Genomic DNA, 15,259 nt, shown 5'->3' with positions numbered 1-15,259 from the left:
GGGTCACTGGCACCGTACGGAACCGGGATCCTAGCCTCCGTCCAGGCTCGGCGCTGGAGGGCCCCACTTTCCTCCCATCGGGCTCATATTCCGAGGTTTCGAGCTCGAATTTCGGGGTTTGGGGAACGTGCCGCGGCCCACGGCGCGCGGGGGAGCGGTGCGCGCACGTGGGCCACGGCGTGGAGACGGGCCGGAAGAGCACTGGGGGGTGCCCGTCGTGAGGTGGTGCGAGGGGGTCAGATCCTGGTCCAGGCCTCTGTGAGGACGCCGCGGACGATCTGCTCGATCTCGTCGAACGTCGACTGGTCCGAGATCAGCGGCGGCGAGAGCTGGATGACCGGGTCGCCGCGGTCGTCGGCCCGGCAGTACAGGCCGTTCTCGAAGAGCTTCTTGGAGACGAAGCCGTACAGCAGCCGCTCGCACTCCTCCGGCGTGAACGACTCCTTGGTCGCCTTGTCCTTCACCAGCTCGATGCCGTAGAAGAAGCCGTTGCCGCGCACGTCGCCGACGATCGGCAGGTCGTGCAGCTTCGACAGGGTGCCGTGGAAGGCGGACTCGTTGTCCAGCACGTGCTGGTTGAGCCCCTCGCGCTCGAAGATGTCGAGGTTGGCGAGCGCGACGGCGGCCGAGACGGGGTGGCCGCCGAAGGTGTAGCCGTGCAGGAAGGTGTTGCTCCCCTTGAAGAACGGCTCGGCGATGCGGTCGGAGATCACGGCCGCGCCGATCGGGGAGTAGCCGGAGGTCATGCCCTTGGCGCAGGTGATGATGTCCGGGACGTAGCCGAACTTGTCGCAGGCGAACATGGTGCCGAGGCGGCCGAAGGCGCAGATGACCTCGTCCGAGACGAGCAGCACGTCGTACGCGTCGCAGATCTCGCGCACCCGCTGGAAGTAGCCGGGCGGCGGCGGGAAGCAGCCGCCCGCGTTCTGCACGGGCTCGAGGAAGACGGCGGCGACGGTGTCGGGGCCCTCGAAGAGGATCTGCTGCTCGATCTGGTCGGCGGCCCAGCGGCCGAAGGCCTCCGGGTCGTCGCCGTGCACGGGAGCGCGGTAGATGTTGGTGTTGGGCACCTTGTGGGCGCCGGGCACCAGCGGCTCGAAGGGGGCCTTGAGGGCCGGCAGGCCGGTGATGGCCAGGGCGCCCTGCGGGGTGCCGTGGTAGGCGACCGCCCGGGATATGACCTTGTACTTCCCGTGGTTGCCGGTCAGCTTGTGGTACTGCTTCGCCAGCTTCCACGCGGTCTCGACGGCCTCGCCGCCGCCGGTGGTGAAGAAGACCTTGTTCAGATCGCCCGGGGCGTAGTGGGCCAGCCGCTCGGCGAGCTCGACGGCCTTGGGGTGGGCGTAGCTCCACACCGGGAAGAAGGCCAGCTCCTGTGCCTGCTTGTTGGCCGCCTCGGCGAGCTCCGCACGGCCGTGGCCGGCCTGGACCACGAACAGCCCGGCGAGGCCGTCGAGGTAGCGCTTGCCCTTGTCGTCGAAGATGTAGGTGCCCTCGCCGCGCACGATGGTGGGCACGGGGGCGTTCTCGTACGAGGACATGCGGGTGAAGTGCATCCACAGGTGGTCGTACGCGGTTCGGGAGAGGTCCTTGCTCACGGCTATCGGGTTCCCCAGGTGTAGGTCTGCTTGCGGAGCTTGAGGTAGACGAAGCTCTCCGTCGAGCGCACGCCCGGCAGGGTGCGGATGCGCTTGTTGATCGTCTCGAGGAGATGGTCGTCGTCCTCGCAGACGATCTCGATCAGGAGATCGAAGGAGCCCGCGGTGACGACCACGTACTCCACCTCGTCCATCGCGGTCAGGGCGTCGGCGACGGGGTCGAGGTCGCCCTCGACGTTGACGCCGACCATCGCCTGCCGCCGGAAGCCCACGGTGAGCGGGTCAGTGACGGCGACGATCTGCATGACGCCCTGGTCGAGCAGCTTCTGCACGCGCTGCCGCACCGCCGCCTCGGACAGTCCGACGGCCTTGCCGATCGCCGCGTAGGGGCGGCGCCCGTCCTCCTGGAGCTGCTCGATGATCGCCAGGGAGACGGCATCGATCGGCTGCGCGCTGTTCAGGCTCTTGGGATCTGCGCTACGAGTGGCCACAACCCCACTGTGCATGAGGACTCAGCCGTGAGGCAAGCCTTGAGCGATGAAATTCGTTGTGGATCAGCTGCGAAATAACTGATTCCGTTGTTCCTCGGGATCGGGTATGTCGAAAGCGTGGCCTCAGTGATTAGGCTGGGCGTCTCAGCCATTGGACGTCCGAACAGAAGGGGTGGCACAACGTGACCACCGAGCTGCGCCGCCTGCGTAACTACATCGCCGGGGAGTTCCGGGACGCCGCCGACGGGCGGACCCTCGAGGTCGTCAATCCGGCCACGGGCGAGGCGTACGCGACCGCCCCGCTGTCCGGAGCCGCCGACGTCGACGCGGCCATGGCCGCCGCCGAGGCCGCCTTCCCGGCCTGGCGCGACCTGGTGCCCGCCGAGCGCCAGAAGGTGCTCCTCAAGATCGCCGACGCCTTCGAGGCGCGTGCCGAGGAGCTGATCGCCGCCGAGTCGGAGAACACCGGCAAGCCGCTCGCCCTCACCCGCAGCGAAGAGGTCCCGCCGATGGTGGACCAGATCCGCTTCTTCGCGGGCGCCGCCCGGCTGCTCGAGGGCCGCTCCGCCGGCGAGTACATGGAGGGCATGACCTCCATCATCCGGCGCGAGCCGGTCGGCGTCTGCGCCCAGGTCGCCCCCTGGAACTACCCGATGATGATGGCGGTGTGGAAGTTCGCCCCGGCGCTCGCCGCGGGCAACACCGTCGTCCTCAAGCCCTCCGACACCACCCCCGCCTCCACGGTCCTCATCGCCGAGATCGTCGGCGGCGTGCTCGAGGAGCTGGGCCACCCCAAGGGTGTCTTCAACGTGATCTGCGGCGACCGCGAGACCGGCCGCCTGATGGTCGAGCACAAGGTGCCCGCCATGGCCTCCATCACCGGCTCCGTGCGCGCCGGCATGCAGGTCGCCGAGTCCGCCTCCAAGGACCTCAAGCGCGTCCACCTGGAGCTGGGCGGCAAGGCGCCCGTCGTCGTCTTCGAGGACGCCGACATCGCCAAGGCCGTCGAGGACATCTCCGTCGCCGGCTACTTCAACGCCGGCCAGGACTGTACGGCCGCCACCCGCGTGCTCGTGCACGAGTCCGTCCACGACGAGTTCGTCACCGCGCTGGCCAAGGCCGCGGCCGACACCAAGACCGGGCAGCCGGACGACGAGGACGTGCTCTACGGCCCGCTGAACAACGCCAACCAGCTGCAGCAGGTGACCGGCTTCATCGAGCGGCTGCCCGCCCACGCCAAGGTCGAGGCCGGCGGCCACCGCGTCGGCGAGAAGGGCTACTTCTACGCCCCGACCGTCGTCTCCGGGCTGAAGCAGGACGACGAGATCGTCCAGCACGAGGTCTTCGGCCCCGTCATCACCGTCCAGTCCTTCACCGACGAGGAGCAGGCCGTCGCCTACGCCAACGGCGTCGAGTACGCCCTGGCCTCCTCGGTGTGGACCAAGGACCACGGCCGCGCCATGCGGATGTCCAAGGCGCTCGACTTCGGCTGCGTGTGGATCAACACCCACATCCCGCTGGTCGCCGAGATGCCCCACGGCGGCTTCAAGAAGTCCGGCTACGGCAAGGACCTCTCCGCCTACGGCTTCGAGGACTACACCCGCATCAAGCACGTGATGACCTCGCTGGGCTGATCCCGTCGCCCTCGCGCACGCGTGTACGTTCCGTACGCGCGTGCGCGTATCATCGACGCCCGGCCGAACGGCCGGTACCGCCGTGGCCCGTACCGCCGTGCCCGTACCGCCCTGCCCCGCCGTCGCCGGAATGCGAGAAGCCCGTGAAGCCCCTGTCCCGCCGAACCGTGCTGCGCGCGCTGGGCGCCGGCGCCGGGGCCGCGGCCCTCGCCGGCTGCGGGGTGCCGGCCGCGTACGTCGCCCCGGGCGAGCGGGCCGCGGCCGACCGCTCCGAGCGCGACAAGCGGCTCGTCTTCGCCAACTGGCCGCTGTACATCGACGCGGACGAGGACGACCTGGAGAAGCGGCCGACGCTGGACGAGTTCGAGAAGCTCAGCGGCGTCTCGGTGAAGTACACCGAAGAGATCAACGACAACGACGAGTTCTTCGGCAAGATCAGCCCGGCCCTGATGAACCACCAGGAGACCGGCCGGGACATCGTCGTGGTCAGCGACTGGATGGCCTCGCGCTACGTCCGGCTCGGCTGGGTCCAGGAGATGGACCGCGCCGCCCAGCCCCACGTCGCCCGCCACCTCGACCCGCTGCTGCGCAAGCCGCACTTCGACCCGGGCCGGCTGCACACCGTGCCCTGGCAGTCCGGCATCACCGGCATCGCCTACAACCGCAAGAAGCTCGGCCGCGAGATCCGGCGCACCTCGGAGCTGTGGCACGACGACCTGCGCGGCCGCGTCACCCTGCTGTCCGGCATGGACGAGGCGTTCTCGCTGCTCATGCAGGGCAACGGCGTCGACGTCACCCGCTGGACCGCCGACGACTTCCACCGCATGACCGACCAGCTGCGCCGCCTCGTCGCCAAGCGGCACATCCGCCGCTTCACCGGCAACGACTACCTCAAGGACCTCTCCTCCGGCGACGTCCTGGCCTGCCAGGCCTACTCCGGCGACATCATCCAGCTGCAGGCCGACAACCCGGACATCGAGTTCGTCGTCCCCGAGGAGGGCGCCGAGCTGTGGGCGGAGAGCCTGATGATCCCCAACCTCGCCCGCCACAAGCGCAGCGCCGAGCGGCTGATCGACTACTACTACCGGCCCGACGTCGCCGCGCGCCTGGCGGCCGCGGTCAACTACGTCTGCCCGGTGCCGGCCGCGCGCGACGTCCTGGCCTCGTCGAAGGACAAGGAGCTCGCCGAGCTGGCCGCGAACCCGCTGGTCTTCCCCAGCGACGACATGCGCCGGCGGCTGGCCACCGCGCGGGACATGACCGCCAAGGAGCGCCCCGGCTTCGCCAAGGAGTGGAACGAGATCGTCGGGCTGTGACCCGTCGCCCCGAACCCGTCGGGCCGTGACCTCTCGTCTCAGGCCGGCGGGCGCAGCAGGGACCGCAGCGTGCCGATGCGGTTGGTGGTGATCGAGTCGACGCCCGCGCCCAGCAGCCGCCGCATGGTGCGGCGGGTGTCGGCGGTCCAGGCGGAGACCAGCAGCCCGGCGGCGTGGTCGCGGGCGACCAGCTCCGGGGTGATCAGCCCGAAGCGGTAGTTGAGCCAGCGCGGGCGCACCTCGGCGAGCAGCGCCGGGCGGGGCGGCGCGAGCGTCGTCCAGGTCAGCGCGATCTCCGCGTCCCGGTCGGCCCGGCGCACGGCGAGCATGGACGCCGGGCCCCCGCAGTAGTACACGTGCCCGGCCGCCCCGCCCGCGTGCACCTCGGCGACGGCGGCCGCCGCTGCGGACGGGTCGGGCAGGTCGACGAACAGCCGCCCCGAGGAGGCCGACAGGGCGCCGGTGACTCCGGAGAGGGTCTCCGCGAGGGTCGGCACCCTGCCGCCGGTCAGGTCCCGCAGCTGCGGGACCGTCAGCGCGGCCAGGGCCCGTTCGTGCCCCCACAGCCGCTCGAGCGTCGCGTCGTGCAGCAGCACGGGCACGCCGTCGCGGGTCAGCCGGACGTCGATCTCGACCGCGCCGGCCCCCGCCTGGAGCGCCGAGTGGATCGAGGGCAGGGTGTTCTCGCGGTGCACATAGGGGTCGCCGCGGTGGGCGACGGCGGTGACGGCGGCGAACGCGGTGTCCGTGGGAGCCATGGGCACCATTGTGGCGGGGGAGCCGGCTCAGCCGCGCCAGGCGGCGGTGTACGCGTCGATCTCGGCGGTCAGCGCGGCCTTGCCGACCGCGTCCATGAACGACGCCTCCACCGCGTTCTTGGCGAGCGCGGCCACGCCGTGCGCGTCCAGCTCCAGCAGGCGGGCGGCCACCGCGTACTCGGTGTTGAGGTCCGTGCCGAACATGGGCGGGTCGTCGCTGTTGATGGTCACCAGCACGCCCGCCGCCACCATCTCCTTGATCGGGTGCCGGTCCAGGTCGGTCACGGCCCGGGTGGCGAGGTTGGAGGTGGGGCAGACCTCGAGCGGGATGCGGTGCTCGGCCAGGTGGGCCAGCAGCTTCGGGTCCCGCGTGGCGCTGGTGCCGTGGCCGATGCGCTCGGCGCGCAGGTGGGTCAGGGCGTCCCAGATCGTCTGCGGGCCCGTGGTCTCGCCGGCGTGCGGCACGCTGTGCAGCCCGGCGGCGAGGGCCCGGTCGAAGTAGGGCTTGAACTGCGGGCGGGGCACGCCGATCTCGGGGCCGCCGAGACCGAAGGAGACCAGGCCCTCCGGCTTCAGGTCGCAGGCGATGCGGGCCGTCTCCTCGGCGGCCTCCAGGCCCGCCTCGCCCGGGATGTCGAAGCACCAGCGCAGCGTCACGCCCAGCTCGGACTCCGCCGCCTTGCGGGCGTCCTCGATGGCCTCGACGAAGGCGGCGTCGGGGATGCCGCGCTTGGTGGAGCTGTAGGGGGTGACGGTCAGCTCGGCGTAGCGGATGTTCTGCCGGGCCATGTCACGGGCGACCTCGTACGTCAGCAGCCGGACGTCCTCCGCGTCGCGGATCAGGTCGACCACGGAGAGGTAGACCTCGATGAAGTGGGCGAAGTCGCGGAAGGTGAAGAAGTCGGCGAGCGCCTCGGGGTCGGTGGGCACCGGCGAGTCCGGGTGCCGGGCGGCCAGTTCGGCGACGATGCGCGGGGAGGCGGAGCCCACGTGGTGCACGTGCAGCTCCGCCTTGGGGAGCCCTGCGATGAACGAGTCGAGTACGGACATGCGGGCCTCCATGGCTGCTGGGTGGCGTGTGCACCGATCATCGTATGCGCGGGGGGTATCGGCTCCGTGCTCAGGCCTTAGCATGACGGAGTACCGACTGGGGAGGGCCATGTCCGAGAAGGACAACGCGCAGCCGGAGCCGCAGGACACCGATCCCTGGGCGCCGCCGGAGCGGCGGGCACCGCTCGGGACGCCCGCGCACCACGTCACGGCCGCGCCGCCCGGTCCGGGCGCAGCATCGACCGCGCCGGGGGCCTGGGGCCGTACCGGCCCCGCCGGGCCGCCGTTCCCGCCCGCCGGCCCGGGAGTGCCGCCGGTGCCCCCGGCCCCGACGGGCCCGGGCACCCCGAGCGACTACCGCGACCCCTACGCCCCGGCCGCCGCCTACGGGCAGCCCGTCCCGGGGCAGGCGCAGTACCCCTACCCGCCGCCCGGCCCGTACGGCCAGGCCCCCTACGGCCAGGCCCCTTACGCTCAGCCGCTCTACGGGCAGACCGGCTACGGCGTCGGCGCCCCCGGCTACCCGGCCGGCCCCGTACCGGGCTACGGGCAGGGCTGGCCGGGGCCCGCGAGGATGCCCAACAACGGGCTGGGCCTCGCCGCGATGGTCCTCGGCATCCTCGGCGTGGTCTTCGCGGTCACCATGGTGCTCGGGGTCGTCTTCGGCGTGCTCGCGGTCGTCTTCGGCTTGATCGGGCGGGGCAAGGTCAAGCGCGGGGAGGCGAACAACGCCGGCCAGGGCCTGGCGGGCGTGATCCTGGGCGGAGTGGCGCTCGTACTGTCCGCGCTGATGATCGCGCTGTTCATCGCCGCCCCGGCCGACACCGGCGGGCGCGACGACGAGCCCGACGCCAACTCCACCTACGACGTCTACCTGGCCGATCCGCCCGCGCCGGGCCCCTTGCCGGCCTCCGCCAGGCGCTGACGGGCTTCCATCAGCGCGAAGCCGAGCAGGTTCAGCCCGCGCCAGCGGGCCGGGTCCTGGGCGGCCTCGTCGTCGGCGGCCAGCCCGATGCCCCATATCCGGTCCAGGGGGCTGGCCTCCACCAGCACCCTGTCGCCCGTGCCGAGCAGGTAGGCGCACAGCTCCGGGTCCTGGCCGAACTTGTGCATGCTGCCCTCGACCACCAGCTCGAAGCGGTGCCGGAGCCAGCGCTCGTCGTCGAAGCCGCGCACGGAACGCCCCGCGTCCTTGGCCTTCTTGGGGTGCGTGGCGGCGATCGCGCGGGCTTCCGCCTCGGCGTCGCCGAAGAGCCGCGCCTTGCCCGCCATCATCCAGTGCTCGGCGGTGGCGTAGACGGTGCCGTCCACCGAGAACGGCGACGGCCACCACTGGCTGAAGCAGCCGGCCCCCAGGCTCCCGTCGCGGCGCGGCTGGTGGCCCCAGAAGTACACGTACTTCAGCCGCTCGCCCCGGGCCACGGCGGCCGTCAGCTCCGCCACCGAGCGCGGGCCGTCCGCCGCCCGGTCCGCCGTGCCGGCGGCGGCCTCCGCGGCCTCAGCTGCCGTCGTCTTCGTCGTCTCCGTCGTCCCCATGAGATCTCCTCCCCCGTGATGTACTGCCCGCCATTGTGCGCCAGGCCACTGACAGCGCCCCCGGCGCCCCCCGCGCGGACGGCATCCGGCTCCGGCGCCCCCGCACACCGAATCCGTCGCGCAGTCAAAAAGTGGCGACGGAATCACTTGTTGCAAGCCGTTCGCTCTGCCAGGATCGGCAACCATTCCGGTTGGAGCAACACCCGGCCTGGCCCCGCGCGCGTGCGCGCGCGGTGGGCGAAGGAGTGTGCGCGATGGGACGACGGCACGGCCCGTACCGCATCACGCGCGGCCGTATGTCACTGTTATCTGCTCTCATCTCCCCCGAGCCCCCTGGATCCAGACCCATGACGGCAACCGCCACGACCCGCGGCAGCGGCACCGACGTCCGCCTGACCGGCATCAGCAAGACCTACGGCGCCTTCACCGCCGTGCACCCGCTCGACCTCTCCGTGCCCGCGGGGTCCTTCTTCGCCCTGCTCGGCGCCTCCGGCTGCGGCAAGACCACCACCCTGCGCATGATCGCCGGTCTCGAGGACCCCACCACCGGCACCGTCGAGCTCGCCGGCAAGAACGTCACCGCCCTGCCCCCGTACAAGCGGCCCGTCAACACCGTCTTCCAGAGCTACGCGCTCTTCCCGCACCTCGACATCTACGAGAACGTCGCCTTCGGCCTGCGCCGCCGGGGCGTGAAGTCCGTCAAGAAGCAGGTCGAGGAGATGCTCGAGCTCGTCCAGCTCGGCGACCTCGCCCGCCGCCGGCCCCAGCAGCTCTCCGGCGGCCAGCAGCAGCGCGTCGCCGTCGCCCGCGCGCTCATCAACCACCCCGACGTGCTGCTCCTCGACGAGCCGCTCGGCGCCCTCGACCTCAAGCTGCGCCGCCAGATGCAGCTCGAGCTCAAGCGCATCCAGACCGAGGTCGGCATCACCTTCATCCACGTCACCCACGACCAGGAGGAGGCCATGACCATGGCCGACACGGTCGCGGTCATGAACGCCGGCCGCGTCGAGCAGCTCGGCGCCCCCGCCGACCTCTACGAGACCCCCCGCACCACCTTCGTCGCCAACTTCCTGGGCACCTCCAACCTCATCACCGCCGACGTCCTGGGCACGGCGGGCGACGACATCCTTCTGCGCGCCGGCGATACCAAACTCACCCTTCCGGCGACACGAAGTACAGCCCCCGCCCGGACGGGCGAGAAGCTCCTGGTCGGCATACGACCGGAGAAGATCACCCTCACCCACGCCGACGACGCCGGCACCATCGCCGACGGCCGCAACCGCGTCACCGGCCGCATCGCCCAGTCCAGCTTCACCGGCGTCTCCACCCAGTACCTCGTCGACAGCTCCGTGGCCACCGGTCTGTCCGTCTACGCGCAGAACGTCGAGCGCGACGGCCGCCTCGTGCCCGGCGCCGAGGTCGTCCTGCACTGGAACCCCGGCCACAGCTTCGGCCTGGACGCGGCGCAGAACGTCGAGGCGGGCACGGACGTGGAAGCCGAGGGTGCCGGATGAGTACTGTCACGACCCCCGTCAGCACCCCGCACGACGAGCCGGCCCGCCGCACGCGACGCGTGCCCTACTGGCTCCTGCTCCCCGGCATCCTCTGGCTGCTGGTCTTCTTCGTCGCCCCGCTCGTCTACCAGGCCTCCACGTCCGTACAGACCGGCTCGCTCGAGGACGGCTTCCGCGTCACCTGGCACTTCGCCACCTACTGGGACGCCCTGAGCGAGTACTACCCCCAGTTCCTGCGCTCGGTCGCCTACGGCGCGACCGCCACCGCCCTGTGCCTGCTGCTGGGCTACCCGCTCGCCTACCTCATCGCCTTCCGGGCCGGCCGCTGGCGCAACCTCCTGATGGTCCTGGTCATCGCGCCGTTCTTCACCAGCTTCCTCATCCGCACCCTGGCGTGGAAGACGATCCTGTCCGATGGCGGACCCGTCGTCTCCGCCCTGGGCTCGCTGCACGTCCTCGGCCTCACCGACGCCCTCGGCGTCACCGAGGGCCACCGGGTGCTCGCCACCCCGCTCGCCGTCGTCTGCGGACTGACCTACAACTTCCTGCCCTTCATGATCCTGCCGCTCTACACCTCGCTCGAACGCATCGACGGGCGGCTGCACGAAGCCGCCGGCGACCTCTACGCCCGGCCGCTGACCGTCTTCCGCAAGGTGACCTTCCCGCTGTCCATGCCGGGCGTCGTGGCCGGCACGCTGCTGACCTTCATCCCCGCCACCGGCGACTACATCAACGCCGAACTGCTCGGCTCCACCGACCAGAAGATGATCGGCAACGTCATCCAGTCCCAGTTCCTGCGCGTCCTGGACTACCCGACCGCCGCCGCCCTGTCCTTCATCCTGATGGCCGCCATCCTCACCATGGTCACCGTCTACATCCGCAAGTCCGGGACGGAGGACGTGGTCTGATGAACCCCCTGACCCGTGCCGCGCGCCTGCTGCGCCGCAACCTCGTGGTGATCGCCGGACTGGGCACCCTCGGCTTCCTGCTGCTGCCCAACGTCATCGTGACGGTCTTCTCGTTCAACAAGCCCAACGGCCGCTACAACTACGAGTGGCAGCGCTTCTCCACCGACGCCTGGACGAACCCCTGCGGCGTCGCCGACCTGTGCGGCTCGCTCTCGCTCAGCCTGCGCATCGCCCTGTGGGCCACCGTCGGCTCCACCGTCCTGGGCACGATGATCGCCTTCGCGCTCGCCCGCTACCGCTTCCGGGCCCGCTCCACCGTCAGCACGCTGATCTTCCTGCCGATGGCCATGCCCGAGGTCGTCATGGCCGCCTCGCTGGCCACCCTCTTCCTCAACATGGGCGTCTCCTTCGGCTTCTGGACCGTCCTCATCGCCCACATCACGTTCTGCCTCAGTTTCGTGGTGACCGCCGTCAAGGCGCGCGTGATGAGCATGGACCCCCGCCTCGAACAGGCCGCCCAGGACCTCTACGCCACCCCGCTGCAGACCTTCCGCAAGGTCACCCTGCCCATCGCGGCCCCCGGCATCGCCGCCGGCGCGCTGCTGTCCTTCGCCCTGTCCTTCGACGACTTCATCATCACCAACTTCAACTCGGGCTCGACCGTCACCTTCCCCATGTACGTCTGGGGATCCGCGCAGCGGGGCACACCCGTGCAGATCAATGTCATCGGAACGGCGATGTTCGCCATCGCCGTGCTGTGCGTCCTCGTCGCCCAACTGGCCGGGAGACGCCGAAAAAGGAGCTGAGACCCATGGCTTCCACTGCCATGACCCCTGTTAAAGCACTTTCCGACGCCATCCCCCGCCCCTTCTGGCTCGACGACCCCGCCCGGCCGAAGGCGCTTCCGGCCCTCGTCGGCGACGAGTACTGCGACCTGCTCGTCGTCGGCGGCGGCTACTCCGGCCTCTGGACGGCCCTGCGCGCCAAGGAGCGCGACCCCGGCCGGGACGTGGTCCTCATCGAGGGCCAGGAGACCGGCTGGGCCGCCTCCGGCCGCAACGGCGGCTTCTGCGCCGCCTCCCTCACCCACGGCTGGGCCAACGGCCACGCCCGCTGGCCCGCCGAGCTCACCGCCCTCGAGGAGCTCGGCCGCCGCAACCTCGACGGCATCGAGGCCACCCTCGCCCGCCACGGCATCGACTGCGACTTCGAGCGCACCGGCGAGATCGACGTCGCCACCGCCCCCCACCAGGTCAACGAGCTCAAGGAGGCCGCCGAGGAGGCCGAGGCCCTCGGCGTCGGCGGCCACGAGTTCCTCGACCGCGACGCCGTGCGCGCCGAGGTCGGCTCCCCGACCTTCCTCGCGGGCCTGTGGAACCGCACGGGCGTCGCCATGCTGCACCCCGCCAAGCTCGCCTGGGGCCTCAAGCGCGCCTGCCTCGAGGCGGGCGTACGCGTCTACGAGCACACCCCCGGCACCGAACTCTCCTCGCGCCGCGCCGGGGTGGCCGTCCGCACCCCCTACGGCCGGGTGTTCGCCCGCCACGCCGCGCTCGGCACCAACGCCTTCCCCTCGCTGGTCAAGCGGCTGCGCCCGTACATCGCGCCCGTCTACGACTACGCCCTGATGACCGAGCCGCTGACCGAGGAGCAGCTGGCCGCCGTCGGCTGGCGGCGCCGGCAGGGCCTGAGCGACAGCGCGAACCACTTCCACTACTTCCGGCTGACCGCCGACAACCGCGTCCTGTGGGGCGGTTACGACATCGTCTACCGCTACGGCGGCGGCGTGCGGGCCGAGTACGACCACCACCCGGCCACCTACCAGCGGCTCGCCGGGCACTTCTTCCGCTGCTTCCCCCAGCTCGAGGGCGTGCGCTTCACCCACACCTGGGGCGGCGCCATCGACACCTGCTCGCGCTTCTCGGCCTTCTTCGGCGCGGCTCACGGCGGGCGCGTGGCCTACGCGCTGGGCTTCACCGGGCTCGGCGTGGGAGCGACCCGCTTCGGTGCGGACGTCATGCTCGACCTGCTCGCCGGCGAGCGCACCGAGCGCACGGACCTGGAGATGGTCCGCAGCAGGCCGCTCCCGTTCCCGCCCGAGCCGGTGCGGTCGGTGGGCATCGGCATCACCCAGTGGGCCATGACCCGCGCCGACGCGAACGGCGGCCGCCGGAACGTATGGCTGAGGGCGATGGACAAGGTGGGGCTAGGGTTCGACAGCTGAGTGGGGTGACCCCCGGCGGAAAGCCGACAGCACCACCCCGGCCAGACACCACGCCCCCACCACGTCCAACGGCCAGTGGTACCCCCGAACCACCAGCCCGACGCCGACCCCGGCATTGAGCAGCACGCAGGCGCTCACCCACCACCGCGACCGGGTGAGCAGCAGCACCGCGGCTCCGTAGGCAACAGCCGCCGTAGCCGCGTGCCCGGACGGAAAGAACCCGTCGTGCGCGCCGCCGGCCATGGCCGGCGGCCCCGGCCGCCCGATCCACATCTTCAGCGGAACGACAAGAGCAGGTACGGCAGCCATCGCCAGCGCGGCACCCACCCCAGGCCTCCACCGCCGGTGCCGCACAGCCGAAACGGCGATCGCCACGATCAACACCGGCACCGCCACCACGGCATTGCCGAGGTCGGCGAAGAATTCGGCGAGACCCGTCGGCACGGCACCCGCGGCCGCCCGCCCCACCCGCTCGTCGAGCACGCGCAGCGGCCCATGGGCAAGGACCTGCCAGGTGGTTACCGCGAAAAGAGTGGCAAGGGCGAAAAGCGCGAAAAGCGCAAAGGTCGGCGGCCCCGGAACAGGGGGGGAGGTTCCGAGGCCGCCGTGCCGGCCGGTGTGCCGCGCGCCCCGGGGGGTCTGGGGCGGGCGGCCGTCCGATCGGTGAGGATGTCCGGAGCCAGAGGCTCCGGTGGTGTGCGCGAAGGCACGGCCGGTCCGGCACTGGGGAAGTACCGGCGCGGCGTCACCCGCAGTCCCCTGCGGGCGGGGTGTTGCGTTCATTCGAGGAAACCGTACGGCAGGTAAGACGACTCCGATAGTCGGATCACCCGTCCGCCACCCGCCCCGCACAGGTTCTTCACTCTGTTACAGCTTCGCGAAACCGGCCTCGATGATGTCAAGACCCTCGTTCAGCAGGTCCTCGCCGATGACCAGCGGCGGCAGGAAGCGCAGGACGTTGCCGTAGGTGCCGCAGGTGAGGACCAGCACGCCCTCGGCGTGGCAGGCCTTGGCGAGCGCGCCGGCGGCCTCCGGGTTCGGCTCCTTGGTGACCGGGTCCTTCACCAGCTCGATGGCGATCATGGCGCCGCGGCCGCGGATGTCGCCGATGATGCCGAACTTCTCCTGCATGGCGGCGAGGCGGCCCTTCATGACCTCCTCGATGCGCTTGGCCTTGGCGTTGAGGTCCAGCTCGCGCATGGTCTCGATGGCGCCGAGGGCACCGGCGCACGCCACCGGGTTGCCGCCGTAGGTGCCGCCGAGGCCACCCGGGTGGGCGGCGTCCATGATCTCCGCGCGGCCGGTGACGGCGGCGAGCGGCAGACCGCCGGCGATGCCCTTGGCGGTGGTGATCAGGTCCGGGACGATGCCCTCGTCCTCACAGGCGAACCACTGGCCGGTGCGGCAGAAGCCGGACTGGATCTCGTCGGCGACGAAGACGATGCCGTTGTCGTTGGCGAACTTCACGATCGCCGGGAGGAAGCCCTTGGCCGGCTCGATGAAGCCGCCCTCGCCGAGGACCGGCTCGATGATGATCGCGGCGACGTTCTCGGCGCCGACCTGCTTGGTGATCTGGTCGATGGCCTGGGCGGCGGCCTCGGGGCCGCAGTTCTCCGGGCCGGTCGGCCAGCGGTAGCCGTACGCCACCGGCACGCGGTAGACCTCGGGCGCGAACGGGCCGAAGCCGTGCTTGTACGGCATGTTCTTGGCGGTCAGCGCCATCGTCAGGTTGGTGCGGCCGTGGTAGCCGTGGTCGAAGACGACGACCGCCTGGCGCTTGGTGTACGCACGGGCGATCTTGACCGCGTTCTCGACGGCCTCGGCGCCCGAGTTGAACAGCGCGGACTTCTTGGCGTGGTCGCCCGGGGTCAGCTCGGCGAGCTGCTCACAGACCTCCACGTAGCCCTCGTAGGGGGTCACCATGAAACAGGTGTGGGTGAAGTCGGCGAGCTGCGCGGACGCGCGGCGCACCACGGCCTCGGCGCTGGCGCCGACCGAGGTCACCGCGATGCCCGAGCCGAAGTCGATCAGCGAGTTGCCGTCGACGTCCTCGATGACACCGCCGCCCGCGCGCGTGGTGAACACCGGCAGCACGGAGCCCACGCCGCCGGCGACCGCGTTGAGGCGGCGGGCCTGGAGCTCGAGCGACTTGGGGCCGGGGATCGCGGTGACGACGCGGCGCTCCTGGGGGAGGGCGGCGCCTCCGGACAGTTCGGTCATGAGGGGCTCC

14 protein-coding genes are annotated in these 15,259 nt (G+C 71.1%); 7 read left to right on the top strand and 7 right to left on the bottom strand.

What is annotated here, in order from left to right; genetic code table 11:
• Window positions 1-236 precede the first annotated feature (236 nt).
• Entirely contained in the window at window positions 237-1,616 is a 1,380-nt protein-coding gene (locus IE295_RS09040) for an aspartate aminotransferase family protein (protein ID WP_190063443.1), read from the bottom strand.
• Complete coding sequence (locus IE295_RS09035) at window positions 1,601-2,104, bottom strand: Lrp/AsnC family transcriptional regulator (RefSeq protein WP_190063044.1); 504 nt, start codon at window positions 2,102-2,104, stop codon at window positions 1,601-1,603. The genes IE295_RS09040 and IE295_RS09035 overlap by 16 nt, the downstream gene beginning before the upstream one ends.
• A gap of 167 nt (window positions 2,105-2,271) precedes the next feature.
• Here IE295_RS09035 and IE295_RS09030 point away from each other — a divergent pair, with 167 nt between their 5' ends.
• Window positions 2,272-3,723: a gamma-aminobutyraldehyde dehydrogenase gene (locus tag IE295_RS09030; protein ID WP_190063043.1), complete on the top strand. Its 1,452-nt coding sequence runs from the start codon at window positions 2,272-2,274 to the stop codon at window positions 3,721-3,723.
• Between the two features lie 152 nt (window positions 3,724-3,875).
• Window positions 3,876-5,039: a polyamine ABC transporter substrate-binding protein gene (locus tag IE295_RS09025; RefSeq protein ID WP_190063442.1), complete on the top strand. Its 1,164-nt coding sequence runs from the start codon at window positions 3,876-3,878 to the stop codon at window positions 5,037-5,039.
• A gap of 38 nt (window positions 5,040-5,077) precedes the next feature.
• Here the strand turns inward: IE295_RS09025 and IE295_RS09020 are convergent, their stop codons facing one another.
• Together IE295_RS09020 and IE295_RS09015 are read right to left on the bottom strand one after the other, a co-directional pair.
• Window positions 5,078-5,797: a glycerophosphodiester phosphodiesterase gene (locus IE295_RS09020; protein WP_190063042.1), complete on the bottom strand. Its 720-nt coding sequence runs from the start codon at window positions 5,795-5,797 to the stop codon at window positions 5,078-5,080.
• A gap of 27 nt (window positions 5,798-5,824) precedes the next feature.
• Window positions 5,825-6,847, bottom strand: coding sequence for an adenosine deaminase (locus IE295_RS09015; protein WP_190063041.1), 1,023 nt, complete (start codon window positions 6,845-6,847; stop codon window positions 5,825-5,827).
• 109 nt (window positions 6,848-6,956) lie between these two features.
• Here IE295_RS09015 and IE295_RS09010 point away from each other — a divergent pair, with 109 nt between their 5' ends.
• Window positions 6,957-7,772: a DUF4190 domain-containing protein gene (locus tag IE295_RS09010; protein ID WP_190063040.1), complete on the top strand. Its 816-nt coding sequence runs from the start codon at window positions 6,957-6,959 to the stop codon at window positions 7,770-7,772.
• On the opposite strand, the gene ybiA is transcribed toward IE295_RS09010, so the two are convergent.
• Window positions 7,718-8,383, bottom strand: coding sequence for a riboflavin biosynthesis intermediates N-glycosidase (gene ybiA / locus IE295_RS09005; protein ID WP_190063039.1), 666 nt, complete (start codon window positions 8,381-8,383; stop codon window positions 7,718-7,720). The two genes, IE295_RS09010 and ybiA, sit on opposite strands and share 55 nt — an antisense overlap.
• A gap of 347 nt (window positions 8,384-8,730) precedes the next feature.
• Between ybiA and IE295_RS09000 the strand changes: the two genes are divergently transcribed.
• Genes IE295_RS09000 through IE295_RS08985 form a run of 4 tightly spaced genes read left to right on the top strand, consistent with a single transcriptional unit; the run spans window position 8,731 to window position 13,029 of the window.
• Window positions 8,731-9,897, top strand: a complete 1,167-nt coding sequence (locus tag IE295_RS09000; RefSeq protein ID WP_190063038.1) for an ABC transporter ATP-binding protein — start codon at window positions 8,731-8,733, stop codon at window positions 9,895-9,897.
• Window positions 9,894-10,805 carry an ABC transporter permease gene (locus tag IE295_RS08995; RefSeq protein WP_190063037.1) on the top strand — a complete coding sequence of 304 codons (912 nt, stop codon included), beginning with the start codon at window positions 9,894-9,896 and terminating at the stop codon, window positions 10,803-10,805. The genes IE295_RS09000 and IE295_RS08995 overlap by 4 nt, the downstream gene beginning before the upstream one ends.
• The gene (locus IE295_RS08990; RefSeq protein WP_190063036.1) at window positions 10,805-11,611 is read left to right on the top strand and encodes an ABC transporter permease; all 807 of its coding nucleotides are present in this window, start codon (window positions 10,805-10,807) and stop codon (window positions 11,609-11,611) included. The genes IE295_RS08995 and IE295_RS08990 overlap by 1 nt, the downstream gene beginning before the upstream one ends.
• Window positions 11,612-11,616: 5 nt before the next feature.
• On the top strand, window positions 11,617-13,029 hold the full coding sequence (locus IE295_RS08985; RefSeq protein WP_224323540.1) for an NAD(P)/FAD-dependent oxidoreductase: 1,413 nt from the start codon (window positions 11,617-11,619) through the stop codon (window positions 13,027-13,029).
• Here the strand turns inward: IE295_RS08985 and IE295_RS33385 are convergent.
• Complete coding sequence (locus IE295_RS33385; RefSeq protein ID WP_224323541.1) at window positions 13,012-13,512, bottom strand: phosphatase PAP2 family protein; 501 nt, start codon at window positions 13,510-13,512, stop codon at window positions 13,012-13,014. The two genes, IE295_RS08985 and IE295_RS33385, sit on opposite strands and share 18 nt — an antisense overlap.
• Window positions 13,513-13,896: 384 nt before the next feature.
• Window positions 13,897-15,249 (bottom strand): 4-aminobutyrate--2-oxoglutarate transaminase, encoded by a 1,353-nt coding sequence (gabT, locus tag IE295_RS08975; protein ID WP_190063034.1) that lies wholly within the window; start codon window positions 15,247-15,249, stop codon window positions 13,897-13,899.
• Between the last annotated feature and the right edge of the window lie 10 nt (window positions 15,250-15,259).

This window comes from Streptomyces griseocarneus (assembly GCF_014655595.1).
Lineage (GTDB): Bacteria > Actinomycetota > Actinomycetes > Streptomycetales > Streptomycetaceae > Streptomyces > Streptomyces griseocarneus.
This window is presented reverse-complemented; position numbering and strand designations above follow the sequence as displayed.